Raw genomic sequence first — 15,845 nt, 5'->3', positions numbered from 1 at the left:
AAACCAATATGTAGTCCCTTTTAAAAAAAATTTTTTACCGGGCCTTCCAGGATAAAAACCAGCAGTACCATCAGCTCTTTGCCGGCAATCGCCTGCAAACGGGTACGGATCAGCACTGTGGCGTCTATGAGATATTGATTTACTGTTCCGTAGGTTAAGCCTGTACGTTCCGCTATTTCCTTCCTGCTGAGGTTTTCCAGCCGGCTAAGTTTGAAAACTTCTTTTTTCCGGGGAGGCAGTTGCTCGATAGCATCCATCACCTGGTTGAAAAATTCCTTGTATTTCAGTTGTTCATCTGGCTGGGAACCAGGTTCTCTAAGGTGTTCCAGGGCCGATTCGTCCATCAGTTCCTGCTTTTTCCGGAGCTCGGAAAAGATCCTGTTCCTGGTAATAATAAAAAGGTAGCTTTTAAAGTCTTTCACGGAGGCAAGCCTGGCGCGGTTGTTCCATAAACTGACAAAGATATCCTGGCTTACTTCTTCCGACAATGCAGCCTGTTTCAGGAAACTGAGGATATGTGCATATACTCCCGGCCAAAAAATATCAAACAAGGAGGTAAACGCATGTACATCCCCCTCTGCAGTCTGCAACAGCAATTCATTCACATTATTTCTGTCGTCGCCGGCCAATTAGACTTGTATTTTGGTATCCGCTGCAAACTATAACAAAAAACAGACATTTAATAATCGAAAGTCCCGGCGCGAATGGCCTTTATTCCCTCCCCCAAAAGGACACCTAACCCCGCTGATCGGTTATGTCGCATATTTCCCCTCTATTGTCGCATACATGTATCCTGTTAAACAACAAGGTTCCGGAGATTTGTGGTGTAATAAAACAGCACATCATGAATAAGCATTTATTAACTTGTATTTCTATTGTAACCATTTTCGTTATCGGCTGTCAGTCGCCCGCCACCAAGACCTCCAACACTGTAACGGCGCCTAAAGACACTGCCGCCAACGCAAGCATCAAACCTGCTGAAAGCGGGTACGCAGATATAGACAGTTTAAAAATGTATTATGAAGTATACGGGCAGGGCAAGCCAGTTGTACTGTTGCATGGCTCTTTTATGAACATCCCTTTAAACTGGGCGCATATCATACCGCTGCTGGCGAAAGATCACAAAGTAATAGTTGCCGAAATGCAGGGTCATGGCCGGACCAAAGATATTGACCGGGAATTTAGCTATGAAAACATGGCAGATGATGTATCAGGTTTGCTGAAACACCTGAAAATTGACAGTGCAGACATCCTCGGATACAGCATGGGAGGCGGCATCGCTTTCCAGATGGCCATACGGCACCCTGAGCAGGTAAGACGGCTGATAGTATTATCAGGCACCTATGCGCATAACGGCTGGTACCCTGATGTGGAAGCCAGTTTCGCCAAGATGACTCCCGATATGTTCAAAGGCAGCCCTATCGAAAAAATGTATGACAGCCTGGGACAGGACCCTGCACACTTCCCGGAATTCGTAACAAAAGTGCTAAGTATTGATATTAAGCCTTACGACTGGACCAAAGAGGCTAAAAACATTAAAGCTCCTATTCTGATGGCAATAGGCGATGCAGACGGCGTCAGGTATGAACACGCACTGGAATTATTCAGGGCCAAAGGTGGCGGTAAAATGGGGGATATTTATGGCTTGCCAAAATCCAGGTTAGCCATCCTGCCGGGTACCACGCATATTGGTATGATGCAGCATACAGATATACTGATACCTATGGTGACCGATTTCCTGGATTCGGATCTGAATACGGCTCCGCCAATGTTTTAAAATACAAAACCGCCCGGGATGAGTTGTTCCGGGCGGTTTCTCTATAGGAGTACTACCTGTTCTACCTTAATGATACGCAGCAGCGTTTAAAGCTCCTCCCTTGGCACATGCAGCTTCGTCCACTTCGGAGAAATGTATTTCACTTTCCTGTCATTCGCCTTACCTTCTGGCAGGTAATGAAATATTTGTTTTGCTTTTATATCTGAGAGATAAATAAACGGGTGAAATGATTCTCCATCGTAACTGGTACCAACGCATATAAAGCGACTGTCTGAAATCCATTCCGCCTCTTCTATACGCGTTCGGGAGCCGAGAAATGCAATGCGGCAACTGTTCTTACGCTTCATGTCTGTCAGGAGCAGCGTTTGATCAACGTCTCTCAGGACTTCCAACTGTTTTTTACCAGGCGTTCGTTTTAACGCCACTTCACCGCTATAAAAATCCAGGAACCGGGCGCTGTCTGCACTGTAACTGAGCAGCGGCTGGTATAAACTAATGTATTCCCTGAAATCAGCCGACCCAGCGTCTATGGGTCCGCAACCTACCTCTTCAAACTTCGCCTCGTCCTGGTATTTAAATTCATCCAGTTTAAACCCCGGGATAGTAGCAGCCCAGTGCCGCAGGTACCGGTTGTGTTGAAATTGCCTGCCGGTTTGCAGCAGGTCCGGCGGTTTTACCTGCCCTACGCTGCGCAGGGTCAAGAACAACAATAGCAAGATAATCCGGAAGTGCATGTAGCAAAATGATTATGGTTAAAATACAATGGGTCACCTGATCCTTTCAAGGGCGGCACCGGCTTTGGGCCTGTATAACAGGACAGGTACCTGGTAAAGCCCGTTCCCGTCATCAAAATGACCGATCAATGCACTCCAGTGAGCAAAGTTGCCGGTCTTCCTGTAGCCGGCTATTTCGGCGACAGGGTTACGTTCCAGGGTAACCAGTTTCCCATTGCCATAAATAACCATTTTATAATCTTCTATAGGTTCCATCTTTACTTTCTTATTATACGCAATAAGTCTTGCCATGTTGATCGATAAGTGTTAACAATTGCCATCTAAAATTATCAAGCATAAAGCTATCCCAGGAAGGCATAGTCTAAAGATAGCTAATTAGAGATAATTACCAGGCCCCTTAACAAAATACTTAACCGGCAGTTGTTTAAACAACGAAGCCGCATAGAGGATCTACACGGCTTCATCATTCATTTAATAAAAATCCTATTTCAACAACCACATCGCGTTGCTGGGATCATCATTACCATTGTATTGATCCTTCAGCGCTTTGGTAACATTATCGGCATTATAGTCCAGTTCTTTCTGCGGATACATCCATCTTAACGGCAATACCGAAGCGGGGGTATTCAGGTTGGTGTTCTTGTTAAGCGTAAACACCGGGTATCCTGTACGCCTGTTCTCATACCAGGCAGTAAAATCGGCGTTCTGGAAGAAGCCTGCAATATACTTCTGCGTGATGATCTGTTTGATCTGGTCCCCGGCAGATCCGCTCAATGCAACAGAAGCAGGGAACGCGTTGATATAGGCATCGTCCATTGCCATACCATGCGCATATGAGGCGGGCGCATACTTCGCAATAAAGTTCATATGACTTTTGATACCGTTGGCATAATAGGTTTGTGCATCTGTACCGGTGATCCAGCCGCGTACGGTAGCTTCCGCGAGGATAAACTGGATATCCCAGTAGTTCAGCAAACCAACAGGTTCTGCATTGTACATTTCCTCGTAACGTTTATTCACGGCACAGGATTTACCGGCTTTCTTGTTGGTTACGATCACGCCTAATTCATCGGCCGGGTCAATACCCAGGTAAGCGCTGTAATCGGAAGCCGCTTTACCTGCGGAAAGCTGGGCCGGAGATGGTTCCGCCATGTAAAACAGGCGCCTGTCCTGCGTTGCCTTCATGGGGTCCAGCAGGTAGCTGGAAAGCACCGGGTAATCCAGGAACGAATTCAACTGCGCAGGGGTGCTGCTCCACGGGTAGCAATAGCCTGCGGAAGCCGTATAAGTGACCGCGAAGTTATCATTGATATCCCTCATCAGCGGGCGGGCTGCTACGGCCTTGAATTTATTGATCACATCCAGGTCTGCGTCCGCTGTTTTCTTATAAAGATTGATCAGCACATACAACTGGAAACTATTGGCCAGTCTTCTCCATTTATCAACATTTCCCTGGTAAATAAAATCGCCGGAGAAATTAACCCCTTTCGCCAACAACTGGTCTGCCTGATCCAGTTCACTCAATATGCCCTGGAACACTTCTTTCTGCGTATTGTATTTCGCTTTGATAAGCCCTGACGCGCCCTGTATAGCTTCGGTGTAAGGAATATCGCCTACCTGCATGGTAGTTTGGAAGAACTGCCAGGCACGGATAAAGTGGCCAAATCCTTCGAAGGTGTTTTTCAGATCGGCTGTTGATGCGTTTTTGATCATCGGATCTATATCCCGCAGCACCAGCAATCTTCCAAAATCGACCCTTACCATCCTGTTGTACTGGTAGTCGCTCACCATTTCTGTCCAGCCGATGTATTTACCCAGCGTGAAAGGCTGACGGAAGTTCGTTCCCTGGGAAATATCCTTTGATGTAACGGCAGTAAGAATATTGGTAGCCAGCCATTCTGATGAAGCAGAAGATGCTTTATCCGGATTGGTGTTGATATTATCGAACTTATTTGTACAGCCGCTGAAGCCGAGGCCGGCAGCCAGCGCGATAACTGATATTTTTGATATAAGCTTAGTCATGTTTGTATTTTTTAGAAGCCAACCTTAACGTTAAAACCTACCATACGCTGTGCAGGCGCATTCATATTTTCTGTATCCACATCCGGGTCAGAATACTTGAACTTAGTGAACAGGAACAGGTTCTGGCCTGTCAGCGCTACGGAAGCATTCTTGATACCCGATTTTCCGAACCATGCCTGCGGGAAACGGTAGCCGAGAGAGATTTCGCGGACTTTCACGAAGCTTTTGCTCATTACCCCATTTTCGTAAGAGTTGCCCCATTTACGCGTATATGCCTGGTAGCTTACAGGAACATCGTTTGGTGCATACTGGCGGGTATCGGTAACAATCTTTCCGTTGTTGTCGTAGGTCACTTCACCGCTGATCACTTTTACGCCTTTACCGATATAGTTCTTCAAGCCATTCACTACTTCATCATAGCGCCAGTTGTTATCTGTTTCGGGGTTAGAACCTGTATCAAACATCTTCGCATAGATGTAGTCGTACATCATACCGCCAATACGGCCATCGATACTGATGCCAAGGTTCCAGTTACCGTAGGAGAAGTTGTTGATAAAACCGAATACGAAATTCGGATCAGTGTAGCCGAATTGTTGGGTGTAGTTGCTCAGCATAGGCAAACCTGCCTGGTGGATCACGTTACCGTCAGGATCCCTGAGCGCTTTCTGGGTATATGCCAGTACATCCACACGACCGCCAGGTTGGGTCCACAGGTTCTTGGCAGAATATACAGGATCTATGTCTACAAAATACCTGTTCTGGGTAGAGAAGTTCACCATGGAATTCCACTGGAACCGGCCTCTTTTCATGACCGTACCATCCAGGGTCACTTCCACGCCGCGACGTGCATAGGTTTCTCCTGTATTGATCAGCGTCGTTGCGTAGCCGGAAGATGGAGCCAGGGTTTGCTTAATCTGGTTGTTGTAGTACAGCTTGGTGAAGTAAGCCACATCTACATGCAGGCGTTTGCTGAACAGGTAAGCTGCGGTACCGAATTCCCAGGTTCTTGTAGTGGTTGGCAGCAGGTTGCTTCCTGTCAGGTTATCTGGCGTAGTTGCGCTGAGCGTACCCCAACTGTTGTTGATGGTGTAGGCCAGGTTGTTGGCGTAAACATCCAGCGGGGTTTTGGTCATAGTCCACGAACCTCTCACCTTCCACATATCGATCCAGCGGGGCATTTTCAGGAATTCAGACATCAGCACGCTGGTTGCAACGGAAGGATAGAAATAAGAGCGCTGGTTTTCTGCCTGGGTAGAGCTCCAGTCATTTCGGCCGGTGATATCCACAAACACGGCGCTGTTCCAGGAAACCGTTGCTTTGGCATAGAGGGAGTTGGTTTGTTTAGCCCAGGTACCATAGTTATTCACGATACCATCTACCCCTGCGGTTGTGGAAGGCACTGCGTTAGCGAGCGAATACCAGCCCGGAACTGCCAGCCCGTTCCTGGTTTTGGCGCCCTGCTCCCGCTGTTTGTAGTAGAAGATACTGGCGCCGCCTAACGCGTCGAAGTTCCATTTTCCTGCCTGTTTGTTATAGGTCAGTAACAGGTCGCTGTTGATACTGTTACCCCAGCTTTGGTTCTGTCCATATAACCCTTTACCGCTGAAATCAAATCCGAAGGTATTCCCAATGGTCATACCCCTGGTAGAATTGATACCTGCGGGGTTGCGGATAACATCTTCATTCTTGTAATAATCATAACCGTTCCTGAACATCAGCTTCAGATCTTTAGTGAAGTTGTAGTTCATGGTCAGGCTTGCATTCAGTTTATTTTGCTCGGTGCTTCTCAGTTTTTCGTAAGCAATGAGGTAAGGGTTATCGTACCAGGCGGTATACAGCCAGTTTTGTTTCTGGTTGGGAGTAACCCAGTAATCTTTATACTGCCGGATGTCATAATCCGGGCCTGTCCACATTAATATCTGGTAGATGTAACCCTGCTGGTCGTATGCGCTGCCCCAGAGTTGAGGAGCGGTGGTACGGGTATATCCCATGTGGCTTTCCAGGGAGAATTTTTCACCTGCTTTCAGTTCGCCGCTCATGGTATAGTTAATGATATTGAGTTTCTGGTTAGGGAACTGGCCTTTGTTGTAGATGTGGTTAAGACCGGCCCTGAAGAAGCCATTCTGCCCTCCTTTCGTTACGCTGATGCTGTTGTTCGTGATCAGGCCTGTTTCCATGAAATTCTTCAGGTTATCTTTCCCGCTCGATACCAGCGGCATTTCTTCATTCTGTTTGGTAACAGGATTCCATTGCAGGGCAGTCTGACCTATATCCAGCTTGGGCCCCCATACATAATCGGTGTTGATCTTACCATCCAGGCCGTGACCATACGAGGTTTGAACTTTGGGGATGGCCAGGTAACCAAGGTTAAACATGGTATTGCTGTTCACATCTACGGTGAGGCGGTCTTCCTTGCTGCGTTTGGTGGTGATCATCACCGCGCCGGCAGCGCCGCGGGCGCCGTATAAAGCCGCTGCAGTAGGCCCTTTCAGCATGTTAATGCTTTCTATATCGTCGGTGGGGATATCGCGCAGCGTCATGTTGCCATACGGTACTCCGTCTATTACCAGCAGCGGGGTTTCGCCGCGCATCTCCAGTTTCGGAGTGCCATTGAACTCGGTGGAGTTTTTAACTGTCAGGCCCGAAACCTGCCCTGTAAGGGAAGTACCAAGGTCCACTCCTTTCACTGTTTGCATGGTGCTGCCTTTTACGGATTGTACGGCGTAGCCCAGCGCTTTTTCATCGCGCTTTACGCCAAGCGCTGTAACTACAACCTCGCCCAGTTGTTTGGTAGATTCTTCCAGCGTTACGTCAATGCTACTGCGCTCGCCCACAATTTCCTCGTGCGGCGCAAAACCGATGAGGGAAAAAACCAGCGTGGCAGCCGGGCCGGAAACGGTAATGGTATAAGCGCCATCGGGCCTTGTCATTACGCCATTGCTGGTACCTTTTTCCAGTACCATGGCGTTGGGAATGGCTTGTGTGCCATCTGTCACAACCCCGCTTACCTTAATTTTCCGGGCAACCTGGTTAGCCTGGTTTTCTTCTTCATTTAATTTTTTAACAGGCGTCTGGTATTCTCCTACCCTGTCTTTTTCTACTATCGTATAGTAGTTAGGTTTAACGTAAAGGAATACCAGGTCGTTAGGATATAATACTCCTTTCAATACGTCTTCCAGCTTCTTCCCGGAAAAGTTGCTGATGTTGTAGGTGGTGGTCTTTTTCTTTACTACCTGCGGATCGTAGACAAAATCGGCTTTGTACTCGCGGGTAATAGCTTTCAAGGCATCAATTACAGGGACAGCTTTTTGTGCATACACCTGGCCGGTGGCAGCCAGTAAAAGCACCACAAGCAACCGCTTAAAATAGCGCAGCGTCATAGTAGGCGAATTTTTTTTCGTTTAGTTAATGTGGAATTTGTTCCGTTTGCAGATAAAGTGTTGGATACCGAAAAAATTACCCCACTGCCTGGCAACTTTTTTCTCAGCACTAACGGGCGTACCGGATACGCTTGCAGTTCTTTCTGTTGACAACATCTTTTTAAAACAATGACAATCAAATAATTAAATCTATAATGTTCACTTTCTTTATACCCCCTGGTAATAATAACTTAACATAAACAGCTATCTTTAATGGGAACAGCCCGTGGGCGGTATTCTTTTTTCAATAATTTTGCATCCTTATTCCACTAATCACTTACCTTAAAAAATGGACAATCCGGTTTTTCAGCATATCAGGAATGGCGACGTTGAGGCCTATTCCGGATTGTACAAGGAATATTACAGGCGATTCTATAACTACGGCCGGAAGTTCACCAGCAATACTCATCTGATAGAAGACAGTATCCAGGAAGTGTTCCTTGATCTTTGGAAAAGGCGTGAGAAGCTATCGCATGTAGATTCACCCAATTTTTATCTTTATTCATCATTCCGTTACGTTCTCATAAAAAAAATCAGGCAGCACGATAAAATTGTATTTAACCAGTCTGCAGAAGAAGATTATGAATTTTCTATCGAGAATGTGATCGTCAGCAAAGAGCTGAACGAGGAGCTGCAAGTTAAACTACAAAAAGCAATTAAAACACTGACAGGCCGTCAGCTGGAAGCGATTTTCCTGAAATTTTATGAAGGCCTTTCCTATAAAGAAGTGGCGTCTATTCTTAATATCTCAGTAAAAGCCACATATAAAATAATGGCGAGGAGCCTTTTAGCATTAAAAGAAAAGGTTATGATGTTGTTGTTATTATTTGAATATTTGTTGCTTATGCTTTTTGCATAAATTTTATAAAACAGTATGGGGTAAAACCGGTCAACCGGGATACTATATATAATAGAATGAAAAAAGAATCCATAGCAAAAAAATATGTTCACTATAAGGAAAGCGATTTTCTTACGGATTCCTATTTCCAGGAATGGGTGTACCAGCCCTCGCCGGATCACGACGCGTTCTGGCAACAGGTGATCAACACTGTTCCGCAGCAAAAGGGAACCATAGAAAATGCCCGCCTGTACCTGAAGAGCATAACGTTTGTGACCCACACCCCAACAGACGAAGAAGTAGAAATGTCGTGGAACCGGCATTTACAACTCATACAAGCCTTGCCCCAGCCCACAGGCCGGGTACATTCGCTCCGCCGCCGCTGGCTGCAGGCAGCCGCTGTACTGGCAGGAGCCATACTCATTACCGGCGCGGTATTTTTCCTGAAAAGCAGGAGTAACCCGCAAATCATTGCCAGCACCGGTTTCGGCGAAATGAAGCGGGTGATCCTCCCCGATGGTTCGCAGGTAGATCTGAACGCCAATTCCAGGATCACCTATAGCAAAAACTGGAAAAAGGGCCATAGCAGGGAAGTTTGGCTGGAGGGAGAAGCCCTTTTCAATGTCACCCATCTCAACAAAAACACTAACCAGGTACAGGCCGATGAAAGCTTCCAGGTACATACCAAAGACCTCACGGTAACCGTACTGGGAACTATATTCGATATCCGGCAACGACGCCTGAAAACCGAGGTAGTACTGCAAAGCGGTAAAATAAAACTTTCTTTCGCCAACGGGAAAGAACAGGATATCATTATGAACCCTGGGCAGATCGTATCGTACGATGGCCAGGAAAAAAAATCTTCTACCGGCAATATCTCTCCTGAAAAATTCAGCGCCTGGAAAAACCAGAAGCTGATATTGCAGGACCCTAAAGTGAATGAGATCCTCGTTTACCTGGAAGATAATTTCGGGAAGAAAATAATTATAGACGACCCTGAATTAGGCAACAGGACGGTGAACGGGCCAATCCTTATCTCCTCGCTGGACGACGCGCTCTTCGTACTTTCTACCGTACTGAACACCGAAGTGGTGAAACAGGACAGTACCACTATTATCATGCGGCCGCGCGATGCCAGGTAATTTTTTTCTGTACCAGATGGGGTAAGATGATAGCGTTCCGGCACTATATACCAAAATGACGCAATTAATCAATATTCCATGAGAAAAATCTTAGCTGCAATTATTTGCATCTGCGCATTCAGCAACGGCTATGCCCAGCAACAATATCCCTACTTCAACGATATCCGGGCCTTCAAAAAGCAGGATTCTATCCACGCCCCTGCCGGCAATGAAATCCTTTTCATTGGTAGCTCTTCTTTTACCTACTGGCAGGATGTGAATAATTATTTCCCCGGCCATCGCATCATTAACCGCGGTTTTGGCGGCTCTAACCTGCTCGACGTGATCCATTATGCGGATGATGTCATCTTTGCCTATCGTCCTAAACAGATCGTTATCTATTGCGGGGAAAACGACCTCGCGTCTGATACGGTAAAAGCGCCGGTGCTGTTGAAACGCTTCCGGACGTTGTACACGATGATCCGGGATAAAATGCCGGATGTTCCTGTTACCTATATTTCCATCAAGCCGAGCCCAAGCCGGGCCAGGCTTTTACCTGAAATGCGAAAAAGTAACAAAGCGATTCAACAATTCCTGGCCAAACAGCGTAATACTTCTTTTGTAGATGTATTCAGTAAAATGCTAAAAGCAGATGGGAGCATCGACACGGCCATTTTCAGGGAAGACCAGCTGCATATGAAACCTGCGGGCTACCGCATCTGGCAAAAGGCTATTGCGCCTCACCTGGCAGACCAGGCAATTACTACCATGAAGGTGGCCACTTTCAACCTGCGGCTCAATATAGCCTACGACAGCGCCAACGCATGGCCTCACAGGAAGGAAATGGTAAAAGACCTGATCAGGTACCATGGGTTCGATATATTCGGCGTACAGGAAGCCCTCATCGACCAGATGCACGACCTGGATGCCATGGGAACCTATGCGCATGTTGGTGTTGGAAGAAATGACGGGAAAGAAGGCGGCGAATTTTCTGCAATTTTCTACAACAAAGAAAAATATGAACTGGTAAAGTCCGGTAATTTCTGGCTGTCGCCAACTCCTGAAATCCCATCCAAAGGCTGGGACGCCGCCTACATCCGGATCTGTACATGGGCGCACCTGACAGAAAAGACAACTGGGAAGGAATTTTACTTCTTCAACACACATTTCGATAACGAAGGTGTACAGGCCAGGGAAAACGCTGCCAGGATGATCCTTGAAAAGATACAACAGCTAACGGGTAACCGGGTTCCGGTGGTTATTACAGGCGATTTCAACTCAAGCCCAGAAACCAGCGCCTACGGCGCCATCGTAAAACAGTTCCGGGATGCGAAACTGGTATCTAAAACACCGCCTTATGGCCCCGACAGCACCTTCCAGGATTTCAAATATCATAACTGGACTAAAGTTGTGAAAGAAGGGCGCATAGATTTTGTTTTCGTTAATGACAATATCGAGGTACTCAACTACGCGGTGTTGACTGATTCCAGGGATCTGCGTTTTCCATCAGACCATTTCCCTGTAGTTTGTACCATCCGCTTTTAACCACGTAATTGATATGAAGTATTTAAAATTACCGCTGCTATTGGCCTGCAGCCTGTTCTTCCAGGCAGCCGCCGCACAGAAACAAACAGACCTGCAAATGAAAACATTTGTAGACGGGTTGATACAGAAAATGACCCTGGAAGAAAAAATAGGGCAACTGAACCTGCTGACTTCCGGCGAAGTGGTGACCGGTTCTGCTGTAAGCACCGGCGTTGAAGCCAAGATCAAGTCAGGCCAGGTGGGCGCGTTGCTTAATATGACAAAAGTAGCCGATATACGCAAAGCCCAGCAGATAGCTGTAGAGCAGTCCAGGCTGCACATCCCGTTACTCTTCGGGCTGGATGTGGTACATGGTTATAAAACCACCTTTCCTATCCCGTTGGCGCTCTCCTGCTCCTGGGACCTGGAAATGATAGAAAGGAGCGCCCGTGTAGCGGCTATTGAGGCGAGCGCCGACGGCATCAACTGGACGTTTTCGCCCATGGTGGATATCGCCCGCGATGCCCGCTGGGGACGGATCGCAGAAGGATCAGGCGAAGATCCATACCTGGGCTCCCGGATCGCTGAAGCTATGGTACGCGGCTACCAGGGCACTACGTTCGCTGATAAAACCAACATCCTCGCCTGTGTGAAACACTTCGCACTTTATGGCGCCGCGGAAGCAGGGAGAGATTACAATACCACGGATATGAGCCGGGTAAGGATGTACAACGAATATTTCCCTCCTTACAAAGCAGCGGTAGATGCCGGCGTGGCAACGGTAATGACCTCCTTCAACGAAGTAGATGGCATACCGGCTACCGCCAACAAATGGTTAATGACGGATGTGCTTCGTAAACAATGGGGTTTTAAAGGATTCGTGGTTACCGACTACACCGCCATCAACGAAATGACCGCACATGGGATGGGCGACCTGCAAACGGTGTCGGCGCTGGCATTGAACGCCGGTACCGATATGGATATGGTGGGAGAAGGATTTACAGGAACATTAGCCAAATCTGTGAAAGAAGGAAAGGTAACCATCAATGCTATCAATACCGCCTGCCGCCGCATCCTGGAAGCAAAATACAAACTGGGCCTCTTCGCTGATCCCTACCGCAATTGTAAAGGCGACCGCAGCGCGGAAATATTCACGCCGGAAAAGCGAATGGAAGCAAGAAAGGCAGCTACAGAGAGCTTCGTATTGTTAAAAAACCAGCAGCAGTTATTGCCGCTGAAAAAACAGGGTTCCATTGCCCTGGTAGGACCACTTGCCAATTCAAGGGCGAATATGACAGGTACCTGGTCGGTGTCTGCAGATCTTACCCAACACCCGTCGCTGCTGGAAGCGCTGCAACAGCAGGTGGGCTCGCAGGTGAAGATCAACTATGCAAAAGGCGCCAACCTGACTGCCGATTCAATACTGGAAATAAACAGCACTATGTTTGGCCGTTCGCTGAACCGCGACGGGCGCAGTGCAGAAGCCCTCAGGCGGGAAGCGCTGGATGCTGCCGCGAAGTCCGACATCATTGTTGCTGCATTAGGCGAGTCGTCGGAAATGAGCGGAGAATCGGCCAGCCGCACAGACATAGGTATTCCTGATACGCAGAAGGAGTTGCTTGCAGCCCTGGTGGCAACTGGCAAACCGGTGGTGCTGGTACTTTTTGCCGGTCGTCCAATGACGCTGACATGGGAAAATGAACATGTACCGGCGATCCTGGATGTATGGTTTGGCGGTTGCGAAGCCGGTCCTGCTATCGTAGATGTATTATTTGGGGATGTGAATCCTTCCGGTAAATTAACAACCAGTTTCCCTCAGAATGTAGGTCAACTGCCTTTATACTACAGCCAAAAAAACACAGGCCGCCCGCTGGCCGGCAACGATAAATGGTTTACCAAGTTCAGGTCCAACTACCTGGATGCATCTAATGATCCGCTGTATCCATTCGGGTATGGGCTCAGTTATACAACGTTTTCGTATAGCGATATCCGTTTATCCGCGAACCAGTTTAAACGGGGCGGGCAAATAACAGCAACTGTAACCGTTACGAATACCGGCAAATACGATGGGTATGAAGTTGTGCAACTTTACACCCGCGACATGGTGGGCAGTATCACAAGGCCTGTAAAAGAACTGAAAGGATTCCAACGAATCGCGCTGAAAGCCGGCGAATCAAAACAGGTGACATTTACCATTACGGAAAATGATCTGAAATTCTATAACAGCGAATTAAAATATGCGGCGGAACCGGGAGAGTTCAGGCTCTTTATAGGTGGCAACAGCCGCGATGTTAAGGAAAGCAGCTTTACATTGTTATAAAGCTTGTTTACGGAAGAAGAGATTGTCTTATGGGTAACCGGAGATTTGAGAAGAGGAAACTCACTCATACGCTGCCCGGGGTTACTTTTAAGACAATCTCTTCTCTTTTTACTTCACTGATAAATTCCGTAATATTGAGCGGAACAATTTGTTGTGCAATGACCGATCCGGCAATCGAGGCTATCCAACAGGCGCTTGATGTTACCCTTCCTGCATTCTATATCGAATTCCTGCAGCAGCATGCGCTGGAACACACCCGCAATTTTAATGACCTCACATCCCTGCTGGGCGTAGAAGACGTTGTACAGAGAAACAGGGACTATGAAATCCAGCGTTGGATGCCGGGCTATATTATGATCGGCAATGACAGCGGAGATTATGGCATCCTTGTCAGGGATGCGGTAACAAATGATCCACGCATTTACCTGGCGGGACTGGGAGTTTTATCGGTTGATGACACTGCCATACTGGATCATTCAATTGCCACCTGGGCGGAGCGGGGCTACCCCTGCGACAGTGAAGAAGTTATAGAACCGAGTCCATATACGCGGCAGCGGGAAGCAGCGATGGAAGCATATCGTTTAACACCGGATTACCTGTGGCATCAGCGGGCCGGTGAACTGCAACTGGAGTTGAATACCATCGAGAAAGCAAAGGCAGGTAAAGCCATTGATCTGAAAACTTATCTTGCCAGGAAGAAAGAGATACAGGCTAATATAGCGCTGCACGAAGCGAACAACGACGGATACCTGCCGTTTCATCAATGGTGGATGAGATAGTATAACAAGATAAATTAAATGCATTTTTTGAACCCCCGGGTAAAAAAATTGCTATCTTGTATTGAATTTTAAGAGCCCTATATTTAGTAACCCGTGAAAAGTTGGCCCACATCTTTCCATAATAAAAATTTAAATCTTATATCTATGAACTTTCGAGTTAAAAAATTCCTTTTTCTTTTGGTATTTCTTGGTTTAACATTGACAGCCAGTTCGCAGACCAGCGGTTCCTTTACCGTAAATGGCGACATTGATAAATTTTATCCGGTTGTTTTCCAGGATGCAGGATGGAGCTATAGTACAGCATCAGAGCTGGAAATAGGGCGTTCTAATATACATAAGGACAGTGTCTGGAGAGGTTCGTTAATTGCAAAATTCCGGTATCACTCCTCGAACTGGGGACATGGGTCAGAATTTATCGATGCCGACATACGACAATACAACTACCTTGTTCAAAGTTCAAGAGACAAATTTATCGCCGGCTGGAGGGAAGGTAGCGCATTGAACAGCAGCAAAACGATCATAATCTGGTTAAGGGGAAGTACCTCTTACGACTTTGTTTCAAAATACCCTGTTACGCCGCAAATATATGACGGCGTTATCAACGCTTTGCCGTATGCTGAGCTTAACGGCCCTCAACATAGCTTTAAAACAACAATCGACAGTTACGTAAATGAACAAGGTAAAACTTACGGATCGGCTTATTTTACCGGAGTAAAAAGATGGACAAGCAATAATTGGGGACAGGCTATTAAACTAGGCTCCGGGCATGCGTTAGAGTTAGATGCCGGCGCCACAAAATTTGGCATGGGCGCTACTTCCAACTCTTTCTTTTACTTATTCACAACAGGAGTAGAAGATCAGAGCCAACCGGCCACTTACAGGATGATAATGAATGCAAATGGCGAGATCGGAATCGGAACAGCTCCGGCAACCGGTTTCAAATTGGCGGTAGACGGTACTGTAGGCGCCAGAAAAGTAAAAGTAACACAAGGGGCATGGGCCGATTTTGTATTCCATGATGACTACAAACTCCCTTCTTTACAGGAAGTTGAAAAGTTTATTAAACTCAATAAACATCTTCCCGAAATTCCTTCTGAAAAAGAAGTGGCAGAAAATGGAATTGATCTTGGAGAGATGAATAAAAAGTTGCTGCAAAAAATAGAGGAGATGACATTACATATGATAGAAATGGAAAAGAGGATACAGGAGTTAGAGAATAAGCAGCAAAAACAGGACTAACCGCGCAGGACAATAAAACGAAAACGGGTATACGCGCTGCCATTAACAGCCGGTATACCTGTTTTCTTTTTA

At 46.9% G+C, this 15,845-nt stretch carries 12 protein-coding genes; 7 read left to right on the top strand and 5 right to left on the bottom strand.

The window, feature by feature from the left end; all coding sequences use genetic code 11:
• Positions 1-20: 20 nt before the first annotated feature.
• Complete coding sequence (locus BLV62_RS19490; RefSeq protein ID WP_089763644.1) at positions 21-629, bottom strand: RNA polymerase sigma factor; 609 nt, start codon at positions 627-629, stop codon at positions 21-23.
• Between the two features lie 215 nt (positions 630-844).
• Between BLV62_RS19490 and BLV62_RS19485 the strand changes: the two genes are divergently transcribed.
• Positions 845-1,777 (top strand): alpha/beta fold hydrolase, encoded by a 933-nt coding sequence (locus tag BLV62_RS19485; protein WP_089763643.1) that lies wholly within the window; start codon positions 845-847, stop codon positions 1,775-1,777.
• A gap of 86 nt (positions 1,778-1,863) precedes the next feature.
• On the opposite strand, the gene BLV62_RS19480 is transcribed toward BLV62_RS19485, so the two are convergent.
• The 4 genes from BLV62_RS19480 to BLV62_RS19465 form a co-directional block, all read right to left on the bottom strand.
• On the bottom strand, positions 1,864-2,511 hold the full coding sequence (locus BLV62_RS19480) for a hypothetical protein (RefSeq protein WP_089763642.1): 648 nt from the start codon (positions 2,509-2,511) through the stop codon (positions 1,864-1,866).
• Positions 2,512-2,544: 33 nt separating this feature from the next.
• The gene (locus BLV62_RS19475; RefSeq protein WP_089763641.1) at positions 2,545-2,802 is read right to left on the bottom strand and encodes a hypothetical protein; all 258 of its coding nucleotides are present in this window, start codon (positions 2,800-2,802) and stop codon (positions 2,545-2,547) included.
• 192 nt (positions 2,803-2,994) lie between these two features.
• Positions 2,995-4,533, bottom strand: a complete 1,539-nt coding sequence (locus BLV62_RS19470) for a SusD/RagB family nutrient-binding outer membrane lipoprotein (RefSeq protein WP_089763640.1) — start codon at positions 4,531-4,533, stop codon at positions 2,995-2,997.
• An 11-nt stretch (positions 4,534-4,544) separates the two neighbouring features.
• The gene (locus BLV62_RS19465; protein ID WP_089763639.1) at positions 4,545-7,913 is read right to left on the bottom strand and encodes a SusC/RagA family TonB-linked outer membrane protein; all 3,369 of its coding nucleotides are present in this window, start codon (positions 7,911-7,913) and stop codon (positions 4,545-4,547) included.
• A 328-nt stretch (positions 7,914-8,241) separates the two neighbouring features.
• Here BLV62_RS19465 and BLV62_RS19460 point away from each other — a divergent pair, with 328 nt between their 5' ends.
• The 6 genes from BLV62_RS19460 (at position 8,242) to BLV62_RS19435 (ending at position 15,773) form a co-directional block, all read left to right on the top strand.
• Positions 8,242-8,811, top strand: a complete 570-nt coding sequence (locus BLV62_RS19460; protein WP_089763638.1) for an RNA polymerase sigma factor — start codon at positions 8,242-8,244, stop codon at positions 8,809-8,811.
• A gap of 56 nt (positions 8,812-8,867) precedes the next feature.
• Entirely contained in the window at positions 8,868-9,932 is a 1,065-nt protein-coding gene (locus BLV62_RS19455) for a FecR family protein (protein WP_089763637.1), read from the top strand.
• Between the two features lie 78 nt (positions 9,933-10,010).
• Positions 10,011-11,456 (top strand): endonuclease/exonuclease/phosphatase family protein, encoded by a 1,446-nt coding sequence (locus BLV62_RS28610; RefSeq protein WP_211117867.1) that lies wholly within the window; start codon positions 10,011-10,013, stop codon positions 11,454-11,456.
• A 13-nt stretch (positions 11,457-11,469) separates the two neighbouring features.
• Positions 11,470-13,755 carry a beta-glucosidase BglX gene (gene bglX, locus BLV62_RS19445; RefSeq protein ID WP_089763636.1) on the top strand — a complete coding sequence of 762 codons (2,286 nt, stop codon included), beginning with the start codon at positions 11,470-11,472 and terminating at the stop codon, positions 13,753-13,755.
• A 158-nt stretch (positions 13,756-13,913) separates the two neighbouring features.
• The gene (locus BLV62_RS19440) at positions 13,914-14,534 is read left to right on the top strand and encodes an SMI1/KNR4 family protein (protein WP_089763635.1); all 621 of its coding nucleotides are present in this window, start codon (positions 13,914-13,916) and stop codon (positions 14,532-14,534) included.
• Between the two features lie 144 nt (positions 14,535-14,678).
• Positions 14,679-15,773 (top strand): hypothetical protein, encoded by a 1,095-nt coding sequence (locus tag BLV62_RS19435; RefSeq protein WP_139170298.1) that lies wholly within the window; start codon positions 14,679-14,681, stop codon positions 15,771-15,773.
• The last annotated feature ends 72 nt before the right edge of the window (positions 15,774-15,845 follow it).

Source organism: Chitinophaga terrae (ex Kim and Jung 2007) (genome assembly GCF_900107795.1).
Taxonomy (GTDB): Bacteria; Bacteroidota; Bacteroidia; order Chitinophagales; family Chitinophagaceae; genus Chitinophaga; species Chitinophaga terrae.
Note: the sequence above shows the minus strand (reverse complement) of the source record. Positions and strands in the feature narration are given on the sequence as shown.

Excerpts from the sequence above, each read along its gene's own strand:
- BLV62_RS19485 (WP_089763643.1), top strand. The coding sequence starts at position 845 with ATGAATAAGCATTTATTAACTTGTATTTCTATTGTAACCATTTTCGTT.
- BLV62_RS19480 (WP_089763642.1), bottom strand. The coding sequence starts at position 2,511 with ATGCACTTCCGGATTATCTTGCTATTGTTGTTCTTGACCCTGCGCAGC.
- BLV62_RS19475 (WP_089763641.1), bottom strand. The coding sequence starts at position 2,802 with ATGGCAAGACTTATTGCGTATAATAAGAAAGTAAAGATGGAACCTATA.
- BLV62_RS19470 (WP_089763640.1), bottom strand. The coding sequence starts at position 4,533 with ATGACTAAGCTTATATCAAAAATATCAGTTATCGCGCTGGCTGCCGGC.
- BLV62_RS19465 (WP_089763639.1), bottom strand. The coding sequence starts at position 7,913 with ATGACGCTGCGCTATTTTAAGCGGTTGCTTGTGGTGCTTTTACTGGCT.
- BLV62_RS19460 (WP_089763638.1), top strand. The coding sequence starts at position 8,242 with ATGGACAATCCGGTTTTTCAGCATATCAGGAATGGCGACGTTGAGGCC.
- BLV62_RS19455 (WP_089763637.1), top strand. The coding sequence starts at position 8,868 with ATGAAAAAAGAATCCATAGCAAAAAAATATGTTCACTATAAGGAAAGC.
- BLV62_RS28610 (WP_211117867.1), top strand. The coding sequence starts at position 10,011 with ATGAGAAAAATCTTAGCTGCAATTATTTGCATCTGCGCATTCAGCAAC.
- bglX (WP_089763636.1), top strand. The coding sequence starts at position 11,470 with ATGAAGTATTTAAAATTACCGCTGCTATTGGCCTGCAGCCTGTTCTTC.
- BLV62_RS19440 (WP_089763635.1), top strand. The coding sequence starts at position 13,914 with ATGACCGATCCGGCAATCGAGGCTATCCAACAGGCGCTTGATGTTACC.
- BLV62_RS19435 (WP_139170298.1), top strand. The coding sequence starts at position 14,679 with ATGAACTTTCGAGTTAAAAAATTCCTTTTTCTTTTGGTATTTCTTGGT.